This window comes from Micromonospora sp. NBC_00421 (assembly GCF_036017915.1).
Classification (GTDB): Bacteria; Actinomycetota; Actinomycetes; order Mycobacteriales; family Micromonosporaceae; genus Micromonospora.
The window spans coordinates 521022-544201 of the sequence record NZ_CP107929.1 but is presented as its reverse complement, the minus strand read 5'-3'; the positions used below and the strand labels follow the sequence as shown (position 1 = coordinate 544201).

Here is a 23180-nt window from a genome sequence, read left to right as displayed (position 1 = left end):
TGCCTCCGAGCGGCGCGGGGGTGCCGCCGCCCAGACGTAATACGTGGGGAAGGTCTTATGCCGCAGCGTCATAAATATGACGGACAGGCATACGACCTTCCCCAGGAATCACCCCGCCCGGGGTCAGCCGTGGGGTAGCTCCGTGATGGAGCTGGCGACCTCGATGGCGGTTTCCGCGTCGAACCGCTCGACGTCCACCAGCACGTCGACCGCGAGGCCCGGCCGGACGAGCCAGAACGCCTCGCCCCCACCGGCCAGCCCGACGCCGTCGCCGCGACCGAACTCGGCCAGGGGCCACTCGGCGGAATCGCGCTCGTGGTAGCCCGCCAGGAACTCGCGCAACTGCACCAGTGTGGTCAACCGTTCGCCCCGCAACACGTGCACCCGCAGGTCGACCCGGAAGCCGTCCTCCACCGCACGTTCCCAGACCCGGCTGGCGAAGCTGACGTCCTCCCACTCGGAGGCGAAGTCCGACACCAACTCCCCGGCACCCTCCGGCACCCGCCCCACCTGGAACCCGTCCAACTCGCCACCGTCGCGCCCGCCCACCTCAGCCACTGTCATCGCCCCGCCACCTCGATAGCCGCCTCCACCTTGTCCAGGTAGTTGAACCACCACTCCCCTTCCGCCTTGGGCTTTGACGCAAGCAGACTCGCGGCAATCACAAAGGCGAGGACGACGACAGTGTTCGCAGGTAGTTCGTCGATCAGGCGGCCACCCGCCAATGCCGTGGTGAGAAACTTCTCGACGTCGTCCGGAGTGGCCGAACTCCATGACTCCGCATCAGCGACCCTCACGGCAAGCTCTCTGACCTGCTGTGCCGACGGCCTTTCGCCGCAGATGTCGATGGCGACATAGAGCGAGATCGCAACGAGCAATTCGAGAGCAGCTTGACGCTCCCGCTCGCCGGAGACTCGACTGAGAGATTGATCGAACTCGGCCGGCTGCTGCTTCACAGCGAAGTGCAGTGTGTCGCGAACGAACTGCTCGACGTCATCGTCAACCTTCATCGGAACCTCCATCTTGCCGTGACCTCGCCTTGTATGCCTTGACTGATCCCCACGTCGCAACGAGACCGAGGACCACGCCAGCAACAGCCTTCGGTAGAGCCGGTAGGAACTCTGCCACCGAAGCCCATGCCGTTCCCGCAGCGGAACCACCGAGAGCTAGAGCTTCCGGGCTGATGCGCTGCCGACGTGTCGGCTGCGGTGCTCGGTTCGCCTCTCGACTCCGGGCGTCACCGAGCGTGCTGGCAGGGATCGGCAGAGCAGAAGCTGACGGTGGCACTGATTTCCGAAGGACGGGCACCACGAATTCGGGTGGCTGGCGGGTGGCGCTGCCAGCACCCCCGCTCAGTTTCCCAGCGCACGAACCTTCGTGATCGTCTCCTGGACCTGCTGCTTGGCTGGCTGACCACCCTGGGCGGCCTGGGTGAGCGCCTGCCGGTAGCTGTCGATCATGCCGATCAGCGGACCGGCGGCGATGCCCTGCAACGCCCCGGCGACCAGGGACCGTGCCTCGGCGGCGTCCTGCGCCGCCGCTGCCGTCTTCGCCCGCGCCTCGTCCAACTTCTGCGAGGCCGCTGCCAGCTTCGCGATCATCTCCGCCGCGCTCACACACATTCCCCCAGGTCTGTCGACACACCACAGTCACGCCGCCGCACCGGCGATGACCACAGAGAGCCTACGAGGTGAACACCGAACGCAGCCACCCCGTAACGGAACCGCACCCCGCCCGGCAGGGCCACCGCCACCGACGGCCTGTCGGCGGAAAGCCCGTCGTCGATCACTCCCGCTCGGCGACGAACACCCCGAGCCCATGAACGCCCTCGACGAGGCCCTGTGTCTGAAGCACGAGGATCGCCTGTCGGACAACGCCCGCCGAGACTCCGTGTTCGGCGCGGAGTTGCGCGGTTGAGGGGAGTTGATCCCCCGGGGCGAGCTCACCGGACGCGATCTTCTCGCGGATGTTGTCCGCGAGCTGCGCCCACTTGGGTTTGGCGGGCATGTGTGGTCTCCCTGGTCTGCGCCGCCATTTGATCACATCGCACTAGTCAGGACAAGACGGGACCACTACGTCATTGACTTGTACATACTAGTGTGGCAAAGTCGCCCCTGACTGGCTCCCTGGTCTGCAAACCCGGAGTTGGTCTGTTCCGCACCCGCACAGAGCGCCCGGTCGGGTCATCCCCCGACCCGACCGGGCGTGCCGAAGCCTGCCCACCCACACCCAACCGGAAGCCCGCCCCCGAACAAGGCTCACCCGACCAGAAGCCCGCTTGCATGCGCTCTGCCCACACAGCCCTGCTACCCGACCCACCAGACCCCGCCCGAGGTGACCGAACAAACCGGGAGCTGCCCCGATGGACAACCGACCCGACCCCGACGACCACCCCGACAACCGAACCGGCCCCGACCAACAGCGCCACGCCGACCGACGGCACCGAGCACACCCCACCCGCCGAGCGCACGACAACCAACGAGCGCACGACAACCACCGCGAGCCCGACAACCGCCGCCCGTACGACAACCAGCGCTCGACCGCCGACGGTCCCCCCGAACCCGGCGGTGACCTCGGTCTGCTCGTCTCCGACCAGGACGTCGAGGACGCCGACGACATCCTGTTCGCCCATCCCCCGCGCGTGGTGACCCACAGGATCTGCGGCTGCGGCGACGACTACCCGTGCGAGCAGGTGCGGTACGCCCGGCTGATCAAGGCCGTCGCCGCCAGGGGACGCCGGTGAACGCCACCGAGCTGCGCCGGTACGCCGCCGAACGGGCCGCCGAGGCGCGGCGGACGCTCGCCGAGCACGGCATCGAGGCGTACACCGGGGTCTGTCGGAGCTGCGGGCGGCCGGGGCCTTGTGACGCGCAGCGGGCGGCGCGGGCCTGGCTGGCGCACTACGGCGGCACGGTGGACGATCTGCGGGTCGCCTGGCTGTCGACGCTCGCGGCGGCCGACCGGGCCGGAGCGCAACTGCACGGGGCGGGGCCGCCGGGTCGGCAGGTGCCCTGGCAGGACGCCGTCGTCGAGTGCTGGCGGGCGCTGAACCTGGCCCACGCGGTACCGGACGATGCTGGTGGTTCGGCCGGTGAGCTGCTGGCCGGGCTGCGGGCGGCGCGACTCGACGCCGAGCTGGCCACCGCGCTCGTCGGCGTGGTCAGGCACCGGCTCGGCGCGGCCGAGGATCGGCTCCGTCGTACCGGCGGGGCGGCGGATCTGGTCGCGGCCCGGCGGCTCGGTGCGGCTCGGCACCGGCTCGACCTGGCCGCCGCCCGGCTCGCGGTCGGCGGCCGGCGCGTCGACCGGTACGCCGCGAACGTGTCCGGCTCGCCGGAGCCGGAGCCGCCGCCACCGCCGGCAACCGGTTCGGTCGCCGCCGTGGCCACGGGCAGCAGAGCGGCGGTACGCCTGGTCGCCGCCCGACGCCGCCGCCAGCGCCCCGGCCCACTCGGCCTGCTCCGCCCCGGCCCGCTGAGCCTGCTCCGCTCGCGCCCCGGCCCGTACCCGCGCCACCCTTCCCGAGAGGACACCTGGTGAACGATCCGACCGCCGCGCTGCGCGGCCTGCTCACCGGCCGGCTCCGCAGCCACGACCGGCGGCTGCGCCGGTTCACCGAACCCCAGTGGCGACGGTACGGCGACCTGCTCGCCGGGGCGCTGCTGGTCGCCGTGCGGCGGCGCTTCGTCGCCGGCCAGGACCGCGCCCCGGTGATCCGGTTCGTGGCGGCGGCCCGGGAACGCTACGACCCGACCGGCCGCGACGTCGACCCGGTACGCGCCGAGGCGCTGATCTGGGCGGCCCTCGGCGAACAGCCACCGGTGCCGGACGACCCGACGGCCGTGGTCGCCCGGACGGTGCTGCTGCTCGGGCTGCTGGAGGACGAGGGGCTGCTCCCCACCGAACTGGACGCCTTCCTCACCGCCGCCGAAACTGCCGCAACCGACACCGCGAAACCAACACCGCCGAAGCCGCCGCAGGCACCGACACCACAGTAGATGCCGAGGCGGTAGGCGGCGGGTCAGCGGCACCGGGAGAGCGGAAACGGCGGGATTCAGCAGACGTGCGTCTGCCAACTCACCTTAGTCACGGTCATGGGAACGTAGAAGAATCCGTCACCAGGCGTGGCGCAGTCCGTGCCGGCATAAACAGCACAGCTATCTAACCACATTGATGTGAGTGGATCGGACTCCAAGCTACCGCCGGCAGGTTTCACCGTCAAGTACCTGGCACTCCCGGGCAGCAGCCGGCGACAGCGATCAGCGACGGGGTTGGTTGACACGGGGAATATAGTCGATCCAGATCAATTTATTCCGGGACTGAACGAGCTCCGGCCCCGTTCCTGAAAACCGTTAGGAAGGGAAGCTCATGCGCAGTTTCACCAGCCGAATCGCTGCGGGTCTCGCCGCCGCACTGATCACCACGCTGGCCGTGACGGTACCGGCGTCGCCCGCAGCCGCTGTCGAGACGCTCAAGGTCCCCGACGTCGGCCTCGTCTTCTACCAGGCCACCACGCAGATCATCGTCGGCAGGCAGGCCACGCCCGACGGTATCTGCCGCCCGGTCCCGGCAGAGGCGATCTGGGCGATCGGCTGGAACGGCTTCGGTTCCGTCTTCGGCTATCGGACCTCCGACTGCACCGGTACCGCGTCCGAACTGAACAACTTCCACAGTTGGCCGTACGAGGGCTACTACCTCTCCTATCGGGCCGGCTGACCAGCATTCCCGGTGGTCGTTCCCGGACGACCACCGGGACGAGGTCCCTTCTTCACCACCGCCGAAACGGCTGCCGCGCAGCAGCCGCCACCGGCCCCGCAGGCACCTCAGCGCACCAGGCGGAACAGCAGCAGGGTCACGCAGTACGCCAGCGGCACCAGCAGGGCGCAGACGAGAAAGCCCAGCGGGGCGTACCGGGGCGGATCGGTGTCGGCCAGGGCCGGTCGTCCCCACCGCCCGAGGATCAGCCAACCGGCGACGAAGGAGACCAGCGGCAGGCCGGCGCAGGTCAGCGTGGCCAGGGTGAAGCCGTCGACCACGCCGATGCCGTTGGCGACCACCAGCACCAGCATGGTCAGCGCCCCGACGGCGGCACAGCCGACGTAGACGGCGACCGCGCGGGCCGTCGGTGACCAGGTGGGCAGCAGAGCAGGCCGCTGGGCCAGCGCCTCGGCCTGCTGCCCCAGCCGGTCCGCCTCGTCGACCAGCCGGGCCGCCTCCGCCAACACCACCGCCGGATCACCGTCCGCTCCGGACCCGGGAGCCACCCCGGCCCCGGAAGCAGCCCCGGCCCCGGCGATCGACTCCGGAGCGGGAACAGCACCCGGAGCGGGGTCGGTCGCCGGGGGCAGGCCGGCGGCGGCCCCGAGCTGGCCGAGGCGCTGCTCCTGGGCGGCCAGCCGCTGACCGAGCCGGGTCACCCCGGCGTGCAGGGTGCGCCGGCGTTCCGCCTCGGCGGCGGCACCCCGCTCGCCCTCCCGGATCCGGGCGGAGAGCTGACGGACCGCCGCCGCGTACTCGTCGTAGCCGGCCACTCAGCGCTCCTCTTCGGGGTGGTACCCGGGGCGGACGAACGGCACGATCAGCGCGGTGCGCTGGGCGTGCCTGTCGACCAGCAGCGCCCGGTCGGGGCGTGGCGTCCAGGTCAGGTCGGTCACCCCGAGATAGAGCCCGAGATCGTCGGCGGGCACGTTCAACGCCACCAGGCAGGCCACGTCGTCGCGGTTCTGGCTGCCGCCGAGGTCGTCGGCGAGCCGGCGCAGGCCCCGCCACCAGCCGAGCAGGTGCACCCCGTGCCCCGGCCCCGTCCGGAGCAGCGACCGCAGGTCGTCGTGGCCGGACCGGAAGGTGTCGGGGTCGGCGACGGCGAGCGCCGCACCTGCCGCGTCCACCCCGAAGACCACCAGGTACGTCCGGCCGCCCCCGCCCGGGTCGGCCACCAGCGCACCGATCCGGGCGCGCAGCCCGGCCGCGTCGACCCGGGTCACCGGGTGCCCGGCGGCCTTCAGCCCGACGGCCGTGTCGTCGGCAAGTTCGTCGGCGGCGGCCACCAGCGACGCCAACACGAAATCGGCCTCCCCGGGCCGGTGCTGACCGGCCAGGCTCAGCGCGGCGGCCCGCAGCACGTGCCCGCCGGTCGCCGAGGTGCCCACCACGCCCAGGTGCCGGCCGGGCGAGGCGTCCAGGTCGAACCGGGCGGTGCTGCCGGCCACGTCGACAGTGCGGCCCACCAGCACCGTCGGGCGGCGGGCGGCGGCAGCGGTGGCCGGGACCGGCTCGTCCTCCAGGTGGGCGGTGGCGTAGCCACGGAAGACCGCGGGCGGGCCGTTGTCGTCAGGACGCGCGTCCCACAGCTCGTAGCGCAGCCGGGCGAGCTGCCGGGCGTCGGCGTGCGCGTCGGGGAACCGCAGCAGGGTGTCCGCGCCGGCCGCCCCGGCAGCGGTGTTGACCACCGCCGTGCCGATCTCCGTCGCGCCGGTGACCACCCCGCGCGGGCCGAGCACCGCCTCGCCGCCGGGCAGCGCCACCCGCAACGCGAACTGCCCGAACAACGACTCGGCCCGGCCGTACAGGGCCTCCACGCCGCTTGTGCTCTGGCTTGCCAGCACCAGGTGTACGCCGTACGAGCGGCCCTTGCGGCCCAGCTCCTCCAGCAGGTCGACGGCCTCCCGGGCCAGCCGGTCGTTGCCGGCGAACAGCACGTGGAACTCGTCGATCACGACCACCGTGCGGGGCACCGGCTCGGTGTCCGGCAGGTCGGCGAGCTTGGTCACCCCGTGCCGCTTGAACAGCCCGGCCCGCCGGCCCAGCTCCCGGCGCAGCTCCCGGAGCACAGCCAGGCCGTACTCCCGGTCGGACTCGACGCCGACGGCCCGCGCGTGCGGCAGGAACGACGGGTCCCGGTCGGTGGGGACGAACTCGGTGAAGCTCACCCCCTCCTTGAAGTCGAGCAACCACAGCTGGAGCTCCGTCGGCGAATACCGGGCCGCCAGCCCGTACAGCACGTCGAGCAGGAAGACCGTCTTGCCCGCGCCGGTGCGGCCACCGACCAGCCAGTGCGGGGTCGCGTCGTCGAACGCCAGACCCACCGGGGTACGACCGGAGCGGCCGACCACTGTCGACAGGCCGGCGCGGGCGGAGCCGGTCCAGCGCCGCTCGGGCAGCAGGTCGGCCAGGTGCAGGGCGGTGTCCCGGCGCACCTGCGCGCCCAGCCGGTCGGCCAACGCCTGCACGGCCGGGGCGGGCGGATCGCCGTCGAGCAACACCGGCACGGCCAGCCCGGTGCCGTCGTCGCTGAACGGCTGCCCCGGCGGGTCGCCGATCCGGGCGTAGCGTTCGTCCAGGCGTACCTCGGTGGTGCCGCCCAACACCGGGGCGGCCTGGCCGGGCGTCGTCACCGCGCGCCCGGCGAACAGCACGCACACCCCGGCGGTCGGCCCGGCGTGGGTGAGCGCGGCGAGCCGGGCCAGTTCCCGCGGGCCGGGCGCGGACGCGGCCACCACCAGCAGCAGCTCCGCCTCCCCCGCACCGGCGCGGGCGTGCGCCTCGGCGGTGTCCAGCAGCGCGCCGATCTCCGCCTCGGTGGTGGCGACGCCGCCGAGCACCCCGGCGTCGCGCAACGGGCGCAGCGGGATGAAGGTGGCACCCCAGGCGGCCGGGTCGATGCCGACCACCCGCACGCTGCCCGGTGCGGCCGTGGTGAGCAGCCGCAGCACCAGCACCCGCAACAGCACCGCCACCCGGGGATCGCGGGCGTCCCGGTCGACCGCCAGGTGCCGGCCGGCACCCAACGGCAACAGCAGTGGGAACCGACCGTCCGCCGTGGACGCCTCCCCGATGCGCACCGGCGCCGGACCCCCGGACGCCTGCGGGGCGGCCAGCGCGTCGGCGAGCCGCGCCAGCCGGGCGACCAGGTCGGCGGTGCGTTCCGGGACGGGCTGCCCGGCCAACCGGTCCAGCAGCGCACGGGCCGCCGTCCACCGCTGCCGGGCCTGCCGGTGCGCGGCGACCGCCTGCCCGTACGCCGATGCGAGCCTGCCCACCACTGCTCCCCACCGACGCGCGGACGAATCGAGGGAACCCTAGCGCCCCACCGGGTCGCGGCGCACGACCCGCCCACCGGTCAGACCGGCCGGCAGCCCGGGTCCGGCCCGCTGTCGGCGGCACCGCAGTGGAACACCTCGACCGGTTCGGCGACGACGTCCGGCACCCGGGCCACCCGCAGCAACGCCAACCGCTTGGCGACCGGCTCCCCGGAGTCGGGGGCGTACCGGACCACCCCGGCCACCCCCGGGTAGCCGGCGGCGGCGTTCTGCCGCAGCACCTCCGCGTGCACCCCGACCGGGTTGACCGCGCGGGGTTCCCAGCGCCGACCGGTATCGGCGTGCCGCAGCCGGGCGGCGAGGCTCTCCACCGCCCGCACCACCATCATCGCCGCGTCGTAGGCGAGACTGACCCGCTCGCCGACCGGCGCGCCGGCACCGTCGCGGCAGCGCGGCGGATCGAGCAGGCCGGCGGAGCCGACCCAGGTCAGGAAGCTGCCCCGGGCGTCGTCCCCGGCGGCCTGCGCGGCCCGCAGCGCGGCGCAGGTGGCCAGGGCCGCCTTCGACACGTACGTCACCGGCAGGTTGCCCGGGGCGCTTACCCGCAGCCCCGGGTTGGCCATGTACCTGTTGACCGAATCGTCGCCGACCAGGTGCCGGGGCGGGTTGCCGCCGCACTCCTTCAACGCCCGCAGGAAACCGTCGAACTCCGACCAACGCCCGGCGAACACCAGCACCCCCCGGTAACCGCACTCGCCTGTCAACCGTTGCCCGGTACGCCACTCGTCGAGCCGGGTGAGCCGGGTGCCGAACCGCTGGCGCAACCCGTCGACCAGGGTGCCGACGTAGAGGTCCTCGGTGAGGGAGCTGTCCTCCCCGGTGCTGTAGTAGGCGTGCGCCTCGGTCACCCGCAGCACCTGCCGGGCGTACACCTCGATCATCGCGGCCTGCGCCGAGTTGGGCGCGGAGATCTGCAGGTAGAGGCTGGAGTTCTGATCCATCCGGTCGGCGGACAGGGTGGGCGCGAGCACCGGCAGGCCGACCCGGTTGAGTTCCCGTAACGCCGAGGCGGTGCTGGTCCGGCTCTCCACCAGCCCCACCACCCCGAGCACCGTCGGATCCTCACGGGCCAGACCCTCCAGCATGGCCACCGCCGGCCCGGCGTGGCGCATCTGCCGGCCCCCGTTGGCGACCACCACGTGCAGCAGGGCCGCGCCGTCGGCCGCCGCCGACTCCTTGAGCAGGGCGTACTGGGTGGTGGCCAGACCCTCCAGCTCCTCCCGTTCAGAGACGTACGACTCCTCGTCCGCCCGGGTCCGGTTTCCGGTGAGGGTGCCCAGGTAGACCAGGGTGAGGTATGGGCGACGGTGGTCGCTGCGCCGCCACACCTCCTCGGCGGCCCGGTTCTGCGCGAAGATCCGCCGCTGCACCGCCCGCAGCCGGTCCTGGCCGGGCTCGCTGTTGAACACCTGCGCCGCGCCGTCGCTGTAGCCGACGCACTCCCCGGCGATCAACCGCACCCGCACCTGACCGGTCAGCGCCGGATGGCAGTCGGTCGTCCAGCGGCTGTCCGCCCATGCACCGGCCCCGACCAGCAGCGCCAGCACCACCGCCGCCGGTAGGAACCGCCGCGCCCACCACGGCGGATCGGGGGCGACCAGCGCGGGCGGGACCACCCCCGGCGGCGGCGTGGCGTCGTCGGCGTCCGGCCGTAACGCCACCAGCCAGGCTGCCGGCCGCCGCAGCCGTCGGGTCTCGGTCACCGCCTCGGCCCACTCGTCGACCGCGTCGTCCGCCTCGCGCAGCGGGCGGGTGCCGGGCAGCTCCGGTGGCGGTTCGGCGGCGAGCGCCACCACCAGCAGCGGATCGTTGCGCCCGGTCTCGTTGCGGACGTCGTTGAGCAGCCGGGCCAGGGTGTGCCCGACGCTGCCGACGGTCACCCCGTCGAGCAGCAGCACCGGGTAGGCGGTCCGTCGCCAGTCCCCGGGCCGCCAGACCCGTCGCCGGTACGCCTGCCGCAGGTCCTCCAGGAAGGCGTGCAACAGCAGCTTGTCCACCTGGGCCGGTTGCTCGCCGTCGCGCCAACCGGCGGTGAGGCGTTCGGCGAACCCGAGGAAGGTCACCGACTGGCGGGGGGCCAGGTACTGCTGCCGCATGAACCAGCGGTACTGACCTCCGACGACCGGCACCCGGCCGGAGACGGCGATCCGGAACACCACGCTGGGCACCGCGCGGCGCAGCAGCCAGAGCAGCACCTGGAGCGCCGTGCCGACCCCCGATTCCCCGCTGACCTGCGGCTCGTCGACGGGCCGCCGGCCCCGCCGGTCACGCAGGCGACGGACCAGGGTGGCCCGGCCGCTGTCGGCGGGGTCGGCCGGGTCGGCAGAGTCGGCCGGGCCGGCAGGGCCGGTGCCCACGCCCAGGGTCTGCTGCATGAGCCAGTCGGCCAGCGGGTAGTGCCGGAACCGCAGCCGGGCCGCCCCGAACGCCTCCAGCGACAACTGCCTGTGCAGTTCCCGCAGCAACGCCGGCACGTCCGAGATGTCGCGACGGACCGCCAGATCCAGTACGGCATGCGGCACCCGACGACCGACGCCCCGCCCGACGAAGCGCCGCAACAGCGCACCCGGGTCACTACCGGCGACGGCCCGGACCAGCCAGATCACCGGCAGCCGGTGGTCGCCCCGGCGGGGCCGGCGCAGCAACCGGGTCAGCAGGGAGAGCAGTTCGACGCCACCCGCCGGGAGCCCGTCCGGAACGGACCCGGAAGGCTCCGGAGTCACCGGCTCGACCATCGGGCACCTCCGCCGTGCTCTCGGGAGCTCCAGACCCCCCATTGTCGACGTCCGGGGCAAGTAGCGGATCGCCACCGATGCGGGGCGGACGGTTCCACCGCCGTCGATTAGGTTGTCGGTGCGAACACCCCGATGGAGGGAGTCCACCCGTGCGACGTGTTTTCACGGCGGCCATCGCCGCCCTGACCGTCACCACCGCCGGCACCCTGGTGACCGGCACCCCCGGCCAGGCCGACGCCCGACCGGGCAAGAGCCGGTCGGTCGCGGTCTCGGCCGCCCCGAAACCCGGCAGCCCCGGGCTCGGCGACCCCTACTTCCCCGACTACGGCAACGGCGGCTACGACGTCGACCACTACGACGTGCGGCTCCGCTACGAACCGGCGAGCGACCGGCTCAGTGGCACCACCACCATCCTGGCCACCGCCACCCAGGACCTCTCCCGGTTCAACCTCGACTTCCTGCTCGACGTGGAGTCGGTGCGGGTCAACGGGTGGACCGCCCGGTTCAGCCGGGAGGGCGTCCACGAGCTGGTGGTGACGGCGCCGCGTGGTCTCACCACCGGCCAGGCGATGACCATCGTGGTCACCTACTCCGGTGTGCCGTCGGAAACCCTGGTCGACGGTTACTCCGGCTGGACCCGCACGGGTGACGGGGCGCTCGCCGTCAACGAGCCCGAATCGGCCTGGTGGTGGTTCCCGGCCAACGACCACCCGCTCGACAAGGCCACCTGGGACATCTCGGTGTCGGTGCCCACCGGCGTCGAGGTGGTCAGCAACGGCGTGCAGCCCCGGCCCCCGCTGGCCGAGGCCGGCAACCGGACCCGGTGGAGCTGGCGCAGCACCAAGCCGGGCGCCACCTACCAGGCGTTCCTGGCGATCGGCCAGTACGACATCGTCACCGACACCGCGCCGAACGGGCAGCCGGTGATCAACGCCTACAGCACCACGCTGGGCGTGCAGGGGCCCGCCGCCCGGGCCAGCATCGAACGCACCGCCGAGATCGTCGACTGGGAGAGCGGCCTCTTCGGGCCGTACCCGTTCGAGGCGCAGGGTGGCGTGGCCGGGCCGGTCGACGGCATCGGCTTCGCCCTCGAGACGCAGACCCGCCCGGTGTACGGGCCCGGCTTCTGGCGACGCGGCAGCAACCCGTACGTGGTGGTGCACGAGAACGCCCACCAGTGGTTCGGCGACTCGGTCTCGGTGGCGAACTGGAGCAACATCTGGTTGAACGAGGGCTTCGCCTCGTACGCCGAGTGGCTCTGGTCGGAGGCGCAGGGTGAGGGCACCGCGCAGGAGCTGTTCGACTTCACGTACGGCAACTACCCCGCCGACGACCCGTTCTGGCAGGTCCTGCCGGGCAACCCGGGTGCCGGTGCGATCTTCGACGACGCGGTCTACGACCGGGGCGCAATGGCGCTGCACCAGCTCCGGCGGGCTGTCGGTGACGACGCGTTCTTCCGGATCCTGCCCGCCTGGACCGCCGAGCACCAGTACGGCAACGGCAGCATCGCCCAGTTCCAGGCCCTCGCCGAGCGGATCTCCGGCGTCGACCTGGACCCGGTCTTCACCACCTGGCTGTTCACCCCCGGCCGCCCCACCCCGGCCGCCGCCACCCGCACCGCGACCGCTCCGGCACAGCCGAAGTCGTGGTCACAGATCCGGGCGGCGCACCAGCTGATGGCGCGCTGACCGACCCCGGTTCGGGCTGCCTGCCCCAGGCACCGGGGCGGGCAGCCCGAACCGGCCCCACCCCTGCGCATCTCACGGGGCACCCGACCGGCCCGACATTCCCGACAGTCCTGCCGGCGGCCCCGGCCCCGACCTGACTCTGCTCCAGAGCATGCGCTGGCCCCGACTCCAGCCTTCTCACGACGGTCTGGCCTTGCCTTCGCCCCGGCTTGCACTGGTCCCGGTCTTGGTTCTGACCCCTGCTCCGGCTCGGCTTGGGCCAGCCCCGGGCCGGCTTCGACCCGGCCGGAACAGTAGCCCCGCAGACCAACCCCGGACCGCCTTTACGCCAGCCGGAACAGTAACCCCGGAGAGCAGTATGCCCAGCAGGCATGAATATGCCTGCTGGGCATAGCAGCCTCTGCGGACAGTGCCCAACCCGAGCCAGCTCGCCTCCCGGTGGGCACGGTCCCTGCTGTCCCGCATCCGCACCAGCACCAGCACCCGCACCGGCGGACCCGCCGGCCCGGAGCGGTACCGGCACCCAGCACGAGAACCGGGACAGGTAGTGCCGCGAGACCGGCTGCCAGCTGACGGAGTGGACCCGGCGGGCCCAGGCGGGCGTGCGGGCCGATCCCGGCTCCGGACGCTGTCAGCCGACCTGCGGACCAGGTCGGCTGACAGCACCAGCGAAGCGGACGGACCAGCGGGCGGCGAGGGATTCGGCGGGTCGGGGGATCAGCGGGCGGCCAGGGGTTGCCGGGCCGGGTCGACGGGGGCGGGCAGAGTGCCGACCCCGCCCAGGTAGGAGTGGATCGCGGCGGCGGCGGCCCGTCCCTCGGCGATCGCCCAGACGATAAGCGACGCGCCCCGGTGCATGTCACCGGCGACGAAGACGCCGTCGGTGTCGGTCTGCCAGTCGGGGCGGGCGTCGACCGCGCCCCGGGCGTTGCGGGTCACCCCGAACTGGGCCAGCAGCGGCTGTTCCTCGGTGCCCTCGAAGCCGATGGCCAGCAGCACCAGGTCGGCCGGCAGCTCCCGTTCGGATCCGGGCAGCGCGGTGACCACCCGTCGGCCGTCCCGCCGCTCCACCGTCACCTCGGCGATCCGGACACCCTTGACCTGGCCGGTGCCGTCGTCCACGAACTCCTGCACCGCCACCGCGAAGACCCGCTCGCCGCCCTCCTCGTGCGCCGGGTAGTTACGCAGCACCCACGGCCAGGTCGGCCACGGGTCCCGTTCGGCGTCCCTGCCGTGCGGCGGCTCCGGATAGAGGTCGAGCTGGTGGACACCGGCCGCGCCCTGCCGGTGGGCCACGCCCAGGCAGTCGGCGGCGGTGTCGCCACCCCCGATGATCACCACGTGCTTGCCGGCCGCGTCGATCGGCGTGCCGTCGGGCAGCACCGCCGTCGCGGGCCCGCCACCATCGGACCCGGTGCCGCCGGCCACGCCATCGCCCTGCAGGCCGCCACCGGCCACGCCGGAGCCGGCGGCAGCCGCGTCGGCCACCACCCGGTTGGCGGCGACCAGGTGGGTCATCGCCTGGTGTACGCCGCGCAGCGGCCGACCCGGCGTCTCCGGGGTGTCCCGTCCCTGGAGCGCACCGCAGGCCAGCAGCACCGCGTCGTGCCGGGACCGCAGCTCCTCGGCGGTCACGTCGACGCCGACGTTCACGCCGGTACGGAACTGCACACCCTCGGCGACGAGCTGGGCCAACCGCCTGTCGATGTGCTGCTTCTCCAGCTTGAAGTCGGGGATGCCGTACCGGAGCAGGCCACCGATCGCGTCGTCGCGCTCGTAGACGGTGACGGCGTGACCGGCGCGGGCGAGCTGCTGGGCGGCGGCGAGCCCGGCGGGGCCGGAACCGACCACGGCGACCGACCGGCCGGTGGACGCCGGCACCGGGTGGGGGTTCAGCCCGCCCCGGGCCACCGCCGCGTCGGCGATCTCCACCTCGACCTGCTTGATGGTGACCGGCTGCTGGCCACCGAGGCCCAGTACGCAGGCCGCCTCGCAGGGCGCCGGGCAGAGCCGGCCGGTGAACTCGGGGAAGTTGTTGGTGGCGTGCAACGACTCCACCGCGGCGTCCCAACCGCCGGTGCGGACCAGGTCGTTCCAGTCCGGGATGCGGTTGCCCAACGGGCAACCGTCGTGGCAGAACGGGATGCCGCAGTCCATGCAGCGGGTGGCCTGCTCCCGGATCAGCTCGGCACCGGCGGGCGGGTAGACCTCGCGCCAGTCGGTGATCCGCACCGCCACCGGGCGGCGGGCCGGCAGCCGCCTGTCGTAACGCAGGAAACCGTTCGGGTCAGGCACGGGCCACCTCCTGGGCGACCACCCGCGTGGCGGGCGGCACCGACGCGGTCAGCGCAGACATGACCGCGTCGTCGACGTCGCGGCCGGCGGCTTCGGCGGCCTTCATGATCTCCATCACCCGGCGGTAGTCCCGGGGGACCACTGCCGTGAACTCCTCCACCGCCTCCGGCCAGCGCTTGAGCAGCTCCGCGCCGACTGCCGAGTCGGTCTCGGCGACGTGCCGTTGCACCAGGTCGTGCAGCATCTCACGCTCGGCGTCGCGCAGCGGGGCCAGGTCGACCAGCTCGGCGTTGACCCGGCCGGTGTCCAACCGGTGCACGTACGCCGTACCGCCGGACATGCCGGCGGCGAAGTTGCGGCCGGTCTCACCGAGCACCACCACCGTGCCGCCGGTCATGTACTCGCAACCGTGGTCACCGACGCCCTCGACGACGGCCACCGCGCCCGAGTTGCGGACCGCGAAGCGCTCCCCCACCCGGCCGCGCAGGAACAGCTCACCGCCGGTGGCCCCGTAGAGAATGGTGTTGCCGGCGATGATCTGGTCCTCGGCGCGCTGCCCGGCGGTGGCCTCGGGGTCGACGAACGGCGCGGCGGCGTCCGGGCGGACGATGATCCGCCCGCCGGAGAGCCCCTTGCCGACGTAGTCGTTGGCGTCGCCGTGCAGCCGCAGGGTCACCCCGCGCGGCAGGAACGCGCCGAAGGACTGCCCGGCGGTGCCGCGCAGCACGAACTCGACGGTGTCGTCCGGCAGGCCGGCACCGCCGTGCCGGCGGGTCACCTCGCCGCCGAGCATCGCGCCGACGCTGCGGTGCTCGTTGCGCACCGCCACCTCCACCCGGACCGGGCTGCCGTCGCGCAGCGCCGGCTGGGCCAGCGCGATCAGCTCGTTGTCGAGCGCCAGCTCCAGGCCGTGGTCCTGGGCGCGGACGCCGCGCCGGGCCGCGCCCTCGGGCAGCTCCGGGGTGTGCAGCACCCGGGCCAGGTCGAGGCCGTGGCCCTTCCAGTGGTCGATCGCCGGTACGACGTCGAGCACCTCGGTCTGCCCGATCGCCTCTTCGATGCTGCGGAAGCCCAGCTCGGCCAGGTAGCCGCGGACCTCCTCGGCGAGGAAGAGGAAGAAGTTCTCCACGAACTCCGGGCGGCCGGTGAAGCGTTCCCGCAGCACCGGGTTCTGGGTGGCGATGCCGACCGGGCAGGTGTCCAGGTGGCAGACCCGCATCATCACGCAGCCCTCGACGATCAGCGGGGCGGTGGCGAAGCCGAACTCCTCCGCGCCGAGCAGCATCGCCACCACCACGTCCCGACCGGTCTTGAGCTGGCCGTCGACCTGCACGGTGACCCGGTCCCGCAGCTTGTTGAGCAGCAGCGTCTGCTGCGCCTCGGCCAGGCCCAGCTCCCAGGGGGTGCCGGCGTGCTTGAGCGAGTTGAGCGGGGACGCGCCGGTGCCGCCGTCGTGCCCGGAGATCAGGATGACGTCGGCCTTGAGCTTGGCGACCCCGGCCGCGACCGTGCCCACGCCGACCTCGCTGACCAGCTTGACGTGCACCCGGGCGGCCGGGTTGACGCACTTGAGGTCGTGTACGAGCTGGGCGAGGTCCTCGATGGAGTAGATGTCGTGGTGCGGCGGCGGGGAGATCAGGCCGACGCCGGGGGTGGCGTGCCGGGTCCTGGCGATCCACGGCCAGACCTTGTTGCCGGGTAGCTGCCCGCCCTCGCCGGGCTTGGCACCCTGCGCCATCTTGATCTGGAGGTCGTCGGCGTTGACCAGGTATTCGCTCGTCACCCCGAAGCGGCCGCTGGCGATCTGCTTGACCGCGGAACGGCGGGCCGGGTCGTGCAGCCGGTCGACGTCCTCGCCGCCCTCACCGGTGTTGGACTTGCCGCCGAGCCGGTTCATCGCGATGGCCAGGGTCTCGTGCGCCTCGGCCGAGATCGACCCGTAGGACATCGCCCCGGTAGCGAACCGCTTGACGATCTCGGTGGCCGGCTCGACCTCGTCGATCGGCACCGCCGGGCGCAGCCCGGTACGCAGGGTGAACAGCCCGCGCAGCGAACCGGCCTGCGCGGCCAGCTCGTCGACCTTGGCGGTGTACTGGCGGAACACGTCGTACTGGCGGCTGCGGGTGGCGTGCTGGAGCAGGAACACCGTCTCCGGGTTGAACAGGTGCAGCTCACCCTCGCGCCGCCACTGGTACTCGCCGCCCACCTCCAGCCGGTCGGAGCCGACGGCGCCGGGGGCCGGCCAGGCCTGCCCGTGCCGGGCGGCGACCTCGGCGTGGATCTCGACCAGCCCGATCCCGCCGATGGTGCTGGGTGTGCCCCGGAAATAACGGTCGACCAGCCGGGTGTCCAGGCCGACGGCCTCGAAGACCTGGGCGCCACAGTACGAGGACACGGTCGAGATGCCCATCTTGGACATGATCTTCAGGACGCCCTTGCCGAGCGCCTTGACGTAGTTGCGGACCGCCTTCGCCGGCTCCACCCCGGCCAGCGCCCCGGTGGTGATCATGTCCTCCACCGACTCGAAGGCCAGGTAGGGGTTGACCGCCGCCGCGCCGTACCCGATGAGCACCGCCGCGTGGTGCACCTCGCGGCAGTCGCCGGACTCCACGATCAGCGCCACCTGGGTCCGGGTCTGCTCCCGCACCAGGTGCTGGTGCACCGCCGCGGTGAGCAGCAGCGACGGGATCGGCGCCAGATCGGCGTTGGAGTCCCGGTCGGACAACACCAGGATGCGTACGCCGTCCTCGATCGCCTCGGAGACGTGCCGGCAGATCTCGGTCAGCCGAGCCTTGATGCCGGCACCGCCGTCGCGGATCCGGTAGAGCCCGGAGACCCGGACCGCCTTGAAGCCGGGCAGGTCGCCGTCCTCGTCGACGTCGAGCAGCTTGGCCAGCTCGTCGTTGTCGATCACCGGGTAGGGCAGCACGATCTGGCGGCAGCTCGCCGCGCCCGGGTCCAGCAGGTTGCCCTCCGGGCCGATGGTCGACGCCAGGCTGGTCACCAGTTCCTCCCGGATGGCGTCCAGCGGCGGATTGGTGACCTGGGCGAAGAGCTGGTGGAAGTAGTCGTAGAGCAGCCGGGGCCGGGTCGACAGCGGCGCGATCGGGGTGTCGGTGCCCATCGAGCCGAGCGGCTCCGCCCCGGTACGCGCCATCGGGGCGAGCAGGATCTTCAGCTCCTCCTCGGTGTACCCGAAGGTCTGCTGCCGCCGCCGCACCGAGTCGTGGGTGTAGACCACGTGCTCGCGGGCGGGCAGGTCACCGAGGTCGATCAGGCCGGCGTGCAGCCACTCGTCGTACGGCTGGGCGGCGGCCAGCTCGGTCTTGATCTCGTCGTCCGAGACGATCCGGCCGTTGACCGTGTCGACCAGGAACATCCGGCCCGGCTGGAGGCGGCCCTTGGCGACCACGGTGGCCGGGTCGAGGTCGAGCACCCCCGCCTCGCTGCCCAGCACCACCAGCCCGTCGGCGGTACGCCACCAGCGGCCCGGCCGCAGGCCGTTGCGGTCCAGCACCGCGCCGACGATCTCACCGTCGGTGAAGGCGACCGACGCCGGGCCGTCCCACGGCTCCATCAGGCTGGCGTGGAACCGGTAGAACGCGCGCTTGTCCGGGCGCATGCCCGGGTCGTTCTCCCAGGCCTCCGGGATCATCATCAGCACCGCGTGCGGCAGGCTCCGACCGGCCAGGTGCAGCAGCTCCAGCACCTCGTCGAAGTTGGCCGAGTCGGAGGCGGCCGGGGTGCAGACCGGGAAGACCCGCCGGATGTTGCCGGGGATCCCGGGGCTGCGCAGCAGAGCCTCGCGGGCCTGCATCCAGTTCCGGTTGCCGCGGATCGTGTTGATCTCGCCGTTGTGCGCGATGAACCGGTAGGGGTGGGCCAGCGGCCAGGACGGGAAGGTGTTGGTGGAGAACCGGGAGTGCACCAGCGCGATAGCGCTGTCGACCCGCTCGTCGGTCAGCTCCGGGAAGTACTCCGGCAGCTGGTCGGGGGTGAGCATGCCCTTCCAGGTCATCGTCCGCGCCGACAGCGACGGGAAGTAGGCGGTCACCCCCCGCTCGGCGGTCTCCCGCTCGGCCTGCTTGCGGACGCAGAACGCCACCCGGTCCAGGTCGATGCCGGCCAGCGGGGAGCCGGCCGGACCGGCCGGGGTGTCGGTGAGCCGGTGCGCGGCCAGGAAGACCTGCCGGATCCGGGGCATCGCCGCCAGCGCGGTCGCGCCGAGCCCGCTCGGGTCGGTCGGCACCTCCCGCCAGCCCAGCACCTCGGCCCCCTCGACCAGGGCGTACTTCTCCACCACCCGACGGGCGCGGGCCTCGCCGCCGTCGTCGTCGGGGAGGAAGACCAGGCCGGTGGCGTACTGACCGGCGGGAGGCAGCGGGAAGTCCACCACCGCGCGCAGGAACGCGTCCGGAATCTGGATCATGATGCCTGCGCCGTCGCCGGTGTTCTGCTCGGCACCCCGGGCGCCGCGATGATCCAGCCGGCAGAGCGCACCGAGGCCGTTCGCCACCACCGCATGGGAGCGCCGTCCGTACAGGTCGGCCACGAAGGCCACCCCGCACGCGTCATGCTCGTGCGCCGGGTCGTACAGACCGGTCGCGGACGGGACCGGCTGCGGGGTGTGCGGGTACGGAAGGGCCACCGGGTCTCCTGTCGTCACTCAGGTTGTTTCGTGGTCGGGACGACGTCGGCCCTTGGCAGTCTGTTGAGTCTACGTTAGGGCGACCCCGGCGGGGCCAGTGCGGATTGATCACACCGTCCAGACTCTGGGACATGTAGTCTCGCGCGGTGGATCCTGCACACCGCGACCTGTTCGACCGGTTGGAACGCTTCTACGATGCCGTACCCCGGGACGCCGCCCGCCCCGAGGAACACGGCGCGCTGGTGCTGTTTGCCCGGGATGGGGAGGGTTGGCCGTTCTACGCGCGACCGCGCCTCGACGCCACCGCACCACCGTCGCTGGCCGACGTGCACGCGGTACGCGAACGGCAACGGGAGCTGGGCCTGCCGGAGGCGTTCGAGTGGGTGCACGAGACCACCCCGGACCTGCTCGCCACCGCCCGCGCCGCCGGGCTGGGCGTCCTGGAGGCACCGCTGCTGGTGCTCGACCCGGCCGCCCTGCCCGACCCGGCGACGCTCACCGACGTACCCGTGCGGGTGCTGGACCCGGACGCGCCCGGCTTCGCGCTCGACGTGGCGGCCCGACGCGCGGTCGCCGCGGTCGGGTTCTCCGCCGCCGGCACCACCCGGGGCGACGCCGGCCCGGCCGAACGGGACGCCGCGATGACCGAGCTGGACATGGCCGCCCTGGACGAGGAACGGGTCCGGATCGCCGACGGCCGGCGACTGTCGGCGATCGCCGGTACGCCCGACGACGGCGCGCTGGCCAGCGGCATGGCGATGCGGGTCGACGACGTCGCCGAGATCGCCGGGGTGGCCACCCTGCCCTCCGCCCGCCGCCGCGGGCTCGCCTCGGCAGTGACCGCCACCCTCGCCCACGCCCTGCGCGACGCCGGCACCGACCTGGTCTTCCTCTCCGCCGGCAGCGAGGAGATCGCGAGGGTCTACCTCCGCATCGGCTTCCGCCGCATCGGCACCGCCTGCCTGGCCGAACCCACCGCCCTCCTCTAACACCCCACCCTCCCGCCCACCCCCACCCCTCGCGCCGCCCTCCCCCCACCCCCACCCCCACCCGCGCCCGCGCCCGCCCCCGGTGATCAAGAGGTTTGCGTCACGAACCTCCGTGATCAAGAGGTTTGCGTCACGAAATCGGCGGCGGGTGACCTAAACCTCTTGATCACCGCGCGCGGGGCGGGGCGGGGCGGGGCGCGCGGGGGCGGGGCGGGGCGCGCGGGGGCGGTGGGGTTAGGAGGTGGGTGGGGGGCGCCAGGCGGCGGCGGTGGTGGCGGCGCCGGAGAGCAGGCGGGTGGTGATCGTGCCGAGGGCCGCGTCGCGGGCGCGCAGGGCCAGCCGGCCCCGGGCCTGGAGCACCGCCGACATCCGGCGGGTCTGCCGGACCACGGTGGCCGCCCGGGGACGACGCAGCCGGTCGTACGCCTGCACGGCGTCGGGGAGCCGGGATTCGCGCAGCAGCGAGGCGAGGGTGGCCGCGTCCTCGAAGGCCAGGCAGGCGCCCTGCCCGAGGTGGGGCGGCATGGCGTGGGCGGCGTCACCGAGCAGCACCACCCCGCCCGGCCCGGCCGGGAAGCCGTACGACCGGGGCAGCGGGCGCAGTTCGCGGACCTCCTGCTGCACCAGGTCGGCGGGATCGGTGGCCGCCAACAGCTCCCCGATCGGCGCGGGCCAACCGTCGTACCAGCGTTTGAGCAGGGTGAGCTGGGTCTCTGCCGGCTCCGGTCGGGGCGCTCCGGCGGCGGTGGCCACCCAGTAGATGCCACCCCGGCGGGACGCGCCGGAGGAACCACGCTCGCCGAGTGAGGCGGCCACGAAGCGGTAGCCGGCACCCAGCACCTCGCCACCGACCGGCTGGTCGGCCGGCAGGGGCGCCCGGTACCAGGGGATCACCGCCCGCCAGGCGGCGCAGCCGGAGCTGACCACGGCGGCCTCGGGAGCGAGCTGACGGCGCAGCACGCTGTCCGTGCCGTCGGCGGCGACCACCAGGTCCGCCTCGACGAACTGCCCGTCCAGCCCCACCCCGGGCCGCTCGCCGGCATCCGCCCGGACGTCGTCCACCGCGACCCCGGTCCGCAGCTCGACCCGGTCACCGAGGCCGGCGATCAGGGCGTCGTGCAGATCCTCCCGGTGCACCACCACCGGCATCCGGTCGGCCGGGGTGGGTCGGGGCTGCACCAGCCAGTGACCGTCGGGGCGACGGATGCCGCCGTCGGGCAGCGGGGTGGCGATGGCGTCCAGGCCGGCACCGAGGCCGAGCACCTGCAACGCGCGTACCCCGTTGGGCCAGAGCACCACGGCGGTGGGCTCCGGGCGCACCCGGTCGGCGCGTTCCAGCAGGGTGACCTGCCATCCGGAGCGGGCCAGCGCGCCGGCCACCGCCAGCCCGCCGAGCCCGGCGCCGACCACCACCGCGCTGCGCACGCCGCGCCCGCTCAGCTGTCCCGGTCGGCGGACCGGTTGCCGCCCGCCCCGGCGGGCGTGCCGTCGTCGGTGGCGGCGGGTCGGTCACCGGGGCCTGCGGCCCGGTCACCGGTCGCCGGGGCCGCGTCGGCGGTCGCCGGGGCCTGGTCGGCGGTCGCCGGGGCCTGGTCACCGGTCGCCGGGGCCGCGTCGGCGGTCGCCGGGGCCTGGTCGGCGGCGTCCGGGGCCGGCTGCGCGACCTCGTCGCCGGTCGCCGGCACGTCGTCGGCGGCGGGTTCGTCGGGTCGCACCCCGGTCTCCCGGTACGCGGTGAACTGTTCCTCGTCGACCACCTGGTAGCCCACCGGGGCGGCGGCCGTCGGGGACCCCTTTCCGGTCCGGGACAGATCGACCTGGGAGACGTCGCCACCGGTCACCGGGGCCGGGGCCGTCGGGGCGTCGATCGGGATCAGATAGTCGCGGGGGCCACGGACCCGCAGGAAGTAGATCAACGCGCCGACGAAGACCAGACCGGCCGTCCACACGTTGAGGCGTACGCCGAGAATGCGGTTCGCCTCGTCGCTGCGCATCAGCTCGATCCAGAACCGGCCGGCGGTGTACCCCATCACGTAGAGCGCGAAGGCCCGGCCACGGCCCAGCTTGAACCGGCGGTCAACGGCGAACACCAGACCGGCGACGCCGAGGTTCCACAGCGCCTCGTAGGCGAACGTCGGGTGGTAGAGGCCGGGCTCCAGGATGGGTTGGTTGGCGTCGTCGCGCAGTGCGTGCCCGGGATTGTCCGGGTCCATCCGGTGGATCTCCAGGCCCCACGGCAGGCTGGTCCGGCCGCCGTACAGCTCGTTGTTGAACCAGTTGCCGAACCGGCCCACCGCCTGGGCCAGCGGCAGGCCCGGGGCCAGGGCGTCGGCCACCACCGACAGCGGGATGCCGAGCTGCCGGGCGGCGATCCAGGCGCCGACCGCGCCACCGGCGACGGCGCCCCAGATACCGAGACCCCCCTCCCAGATGGCGAACGCCTTCCACGGGTCGCCACCGGTGCCGAAGTACTTCTCGGGCGAGGTGATCACGTGGTAGATCCGGGCGCCGATGATGCCGGTCGGGACGGCCCAGACCGCGATGTCGAGCACCGCGCCGGGGGCCACGCCGCGCCGGCGGAGCCGGTAGTCGGTCACCAGGCAGGCGAGCACGATGCCGGCCACGATGCAGAGGGCGTACGCCCGGATGGGGACCGGCCCGAGCTGCCAGACGGCGGTCGTCGGGCTGGGCAGCGCCGCCAGGGGCGTCATCGAGACGAGGGTCAC

The 23180-nt window shown here is 73.3% G+C and carries 17 protein-coding genes; 6 read left to right on the top strand and 11 right to left on the bottom strand.

Annotated features, from left to right (window positions below; genetic code table 11):
- Nucleotides 1-123 precede the first annotated feature (123 nt).
- The 4 genes from OHQ87_RS02420 to OHQ87_RS02405 form a co-directional block, all read right to left on the bottom strand.
- Nucleotides 124-564: a hypothetical protein gene (locus OHQ87_RS02420; protein ID WP_328344499.1), complete on the bottom strand. Its 441-nt coding sequence runs from the start codon at nt 562-564 to the stop codon at nt 124-126.
- Nucleotides 561-1010, bottom strand: coding sequence for a hypothetical protein (locus tag OHQ87_RS02415; protein ID WP_328344497.1), 450 nt, complete (start codon nt 1008-1010; stop codon nt 561-563). The genes OHQ87_RS02420 and OHQ87_RS02415 overlap by 4 nt, the downstream gene beginning before the upstream one ends.
- A 342-nt stretch (nt 1011-1352) precedes the next feature.
- Entirely contained in the window at nt 1353-1622 is a 270-nt protein-coding gene (locus tag OHQ87_RS02410) for a DUF6244 family protein (RefSeq protein WP_328344495.1), read from the bottom strand.
- Nucleotides 1623-1785: 163 nt separating this feature from the next.
- Nucleotides 1786-2007, bottom strand: coding sequence for a winged helix-turn-helix domain-containing protein (locus OHQ87_RS02405; RefSeq protein WP_328344493.1), 222 nt, complete (start codon nt 2005-2007; stop codon nt 1786-1788).
- Nucleotides 2008-2362: 355 nt separating this feature from the next.
- Between OHQ87_RS02405 and OHQ87_RS02400 the strand changes: the two genes are divergently transcribed.
- The 4 genes from OHQ87_RS02400 to OHQ87_RS02385 all read left to right on the top strand — a co-directional run bounded on the left by OHQ87_RS02400 (nt 2363) and on the right by OHQ87_RS02385 (nt 4716).
- The gene (locus OHQ87_RS02400; protein WP_328344491.1) at nt 2363-2743 is read left to right on the top strand and encodes a hypothetical protein; all 381 of its coding nucleotides are present in this window, start codon (nt 2363-2365) and stop codon (nt 2741-2743) included.
- Nucleotides 2740-3540, top strand: coding sequence for a hypothetical protein (locus OHQ87_RS02395; RefSeq protein WP_328344489.1), 801 nt, complete (start codon nt 2740-2742; stop codon nt 3538-3540). The genes OHQ87_RS02400 and OHQ87_RS02395 overlap by 4 nt, the downstream gene beginning before the upstream one ends.
- The gene (locus OHQ87_RS02390; RefSeq protein WP_328344487.1) at nt 3537-3998 is read left to right on the top strand and encodes a hypothetical protein; all 462 of its coding nucleotides are present in this window, start codon (nt 3537-3539) and stop codon (nt 3996-3998) included. The genes OHQ87_RS02395 and OHQ87_RS02390 overlap by 4 nt, the downstream gene beginning before the upstream one ends.
- Nucleotides 3999-4368: 370 nt before the next feature.
- The gene (locus tag OHQ87_RS02385) at nt 4369-4716 is read left to right on the top strand and encodes a hypothetical protein (RefSeq protein ID WP_328344485.1); all 348 of its coding nucleotides are present in this window, start codon (nt 4369-4371) and stop codon (nt 4714-4716) included.
- Between the two features lie 107 nt (nt 4717-4823).
- Here the strand turns inward: OHQ87_RS02385 and OHQ87_RS02380 are convergent, their stop codons facing one another.
- From OHQ87_RS02380 to OHQ87_RS02370, 3 genes are all read right to left on the bottom strand, one after another.
- Entirely contained in the window at nt 4824-5531 is a 708-nt protein-coding gene (locus tag OHQ87_RS02380; protein WP_328344484.1) for a hypothetical protein, read from the bottom strand.
- Complete coding sequence (locus OHQ87_RS02375) at nt 5532-8039, bottom strand: FtsK/SpoIIIE domain-containing protein (RefSeq protein ID WP_328344483.1); 2508 nt, start codon at nt 8037-8039, stop codon at nt 5532-5534.
- A gap of 80 nt (nt 8040-8119) precedes the next feature.
- The gene (locus tag OHQ87_RS02370; protein ID WP_328344481.1) at nt 8120-10834 is read right to left on the bottom strand and encodes a hypothetical protein; all 2715 of its coding nucleotides are present in this window, start codon (nt 10832-10834) and stop codon (nt 8120-8122) included.
- 149 nt (nt 10835-10983) lie between these two features.
- Here OHQ87_RS02370 and OHQ87_RS02365 point away from each other — a divergent pair, with 149 nt between their 5' ends.
- Nucleotides 10984-12522: a M1 family metallopeptidase gene (locus OHQ87_RS02365; protein ID WP_328344480.1), complete on the top strand. Its 1539-nt coding sequence runs from the start codon at nt 10984-10986 to the stop codon at nt 12520-12522.
- A gap of 717 nt (nt 12523-13239) precedes the next feature.
- Here OHQ87_RS02365 and OHQ87_RS02360 read toward each other — a convergent pair.
- Nucleotides 13240-14817: a glutamate synthase subunit beta gene (locus tag OHQ87_RS02360; protein ID WP_328344479.1), complete on the bottom strand. Its 1578-nt coding sequence runs from the start codon at nt 14815-14817 to the stop codon at nt 13240-13242.
- Entirely contained in the window at nt 14810-19465 is a 4656-nt protein-coding gene (gltB, locus tag OHQ87_RS02355; protein ID WP_328344478.1) for a glutamate synthase large subunit, read from the bottom strand. Before gltB ends, OHQ87_RS02360 begins: the two co-directional genes overlap by 8 nt.
- Nucleotides 19466-19611: 146 nt before the next feature.
- Here gltB and OHQ87_RS02350 point away from each other — a divergent pair, with 146 nt between their 5' ends.
- Nucleotides 19612-20454, top strand: coding sequence for a GNAT family N-acetyltransferase (locus OHQ87_RS02350; protein WP_328344477.1), 843 nt, complete (start codon nt 19612-19614; stop codon nt 20452-20454).
- A gap of 234 nt (nt 20455-20688) precedes the next feature.
- Here OHQ87_RS02350 and OHQ87_RS02345 read toward each other — a convergent pair whose 3' ends face one another.
- Both OHQ87_RS02345 and lgt read right to left on the bottom strand, forming a co-directional pair.
- The gene (locus OHQ87_RS02345; RefSeq protein ID WP_328344476.1) at nt 20689-21879 is read right to left on the bottom strand and encodes an FAD-dependent oxidoreductase; all 1191 of its coding nucleotides are present in this window, start codon (nt 21877-21879) and stop codon (nt 20689-20691) included.
- An 11-nt stretch (nt 21880-21890) separates the two neighbouring features.
- Complete coding sequence (lgt, locus tag OHQ87_RS02340) at nt 21891-23180, bottom strand: prolipoprotein diacylglyceryl transferase (RefSeq protein WP_328344475.1); 1290 nt, start codon at nt 23178-23180, stop codon at nt 21891-21893.

Coding starts and splice junctions, on each gene's coding strand:
- OHQ87_RS02370 (WP_328344481.1), bottom strand. CDS start 10,834: ATGGTCGAGCCGGTGACTCCGGAGCCTTCCGGGTCCGTTCCGGACGGG.
- OHQ87_RS02400 (WP_328344491.1), top strand. CDS start 2,363: ATGGACAACCGACCCGACCCCGACGACCACCCCGACAACCGAACCGGC.
- OHQ87_RS02415 (WP_328344497.1), bottom strand. CDS start 1,010: ATGAAGGTTGACGATGACGTCGAGCAGTTCGTTCGCGACACACTGCAC.
- OHQ87_RS02385 (WP_328344485.1), top strand. CDS start 4,369: ATGCGCAGTTTCACCAGCCGAATCGCTGCGGGTCTCGCCGCCGCACTG.
- OHQ87_RS02410 (WP_328344495.1), bottom strand. CDS start 1,622: ATGTGTGTGAGCGCGGCGGAGATGATCGCGAAGCTGGCAGCGGCCTCG.
- OHQ87_RS02405 (WP_328344493.1), bottom strand. CDS start 2,007: ATGCCCGCCAAACCCAAGTGGGCGCAGCTCGCGGACAACATCCGCGAG.
- OHQ87_RS02420 (WP_328344499.1), bottom strand. CDS start 564: ATGACAGTGGCTGAGGTGGGCGGGCGCGACGGTGGCGAGTTGGACGGG.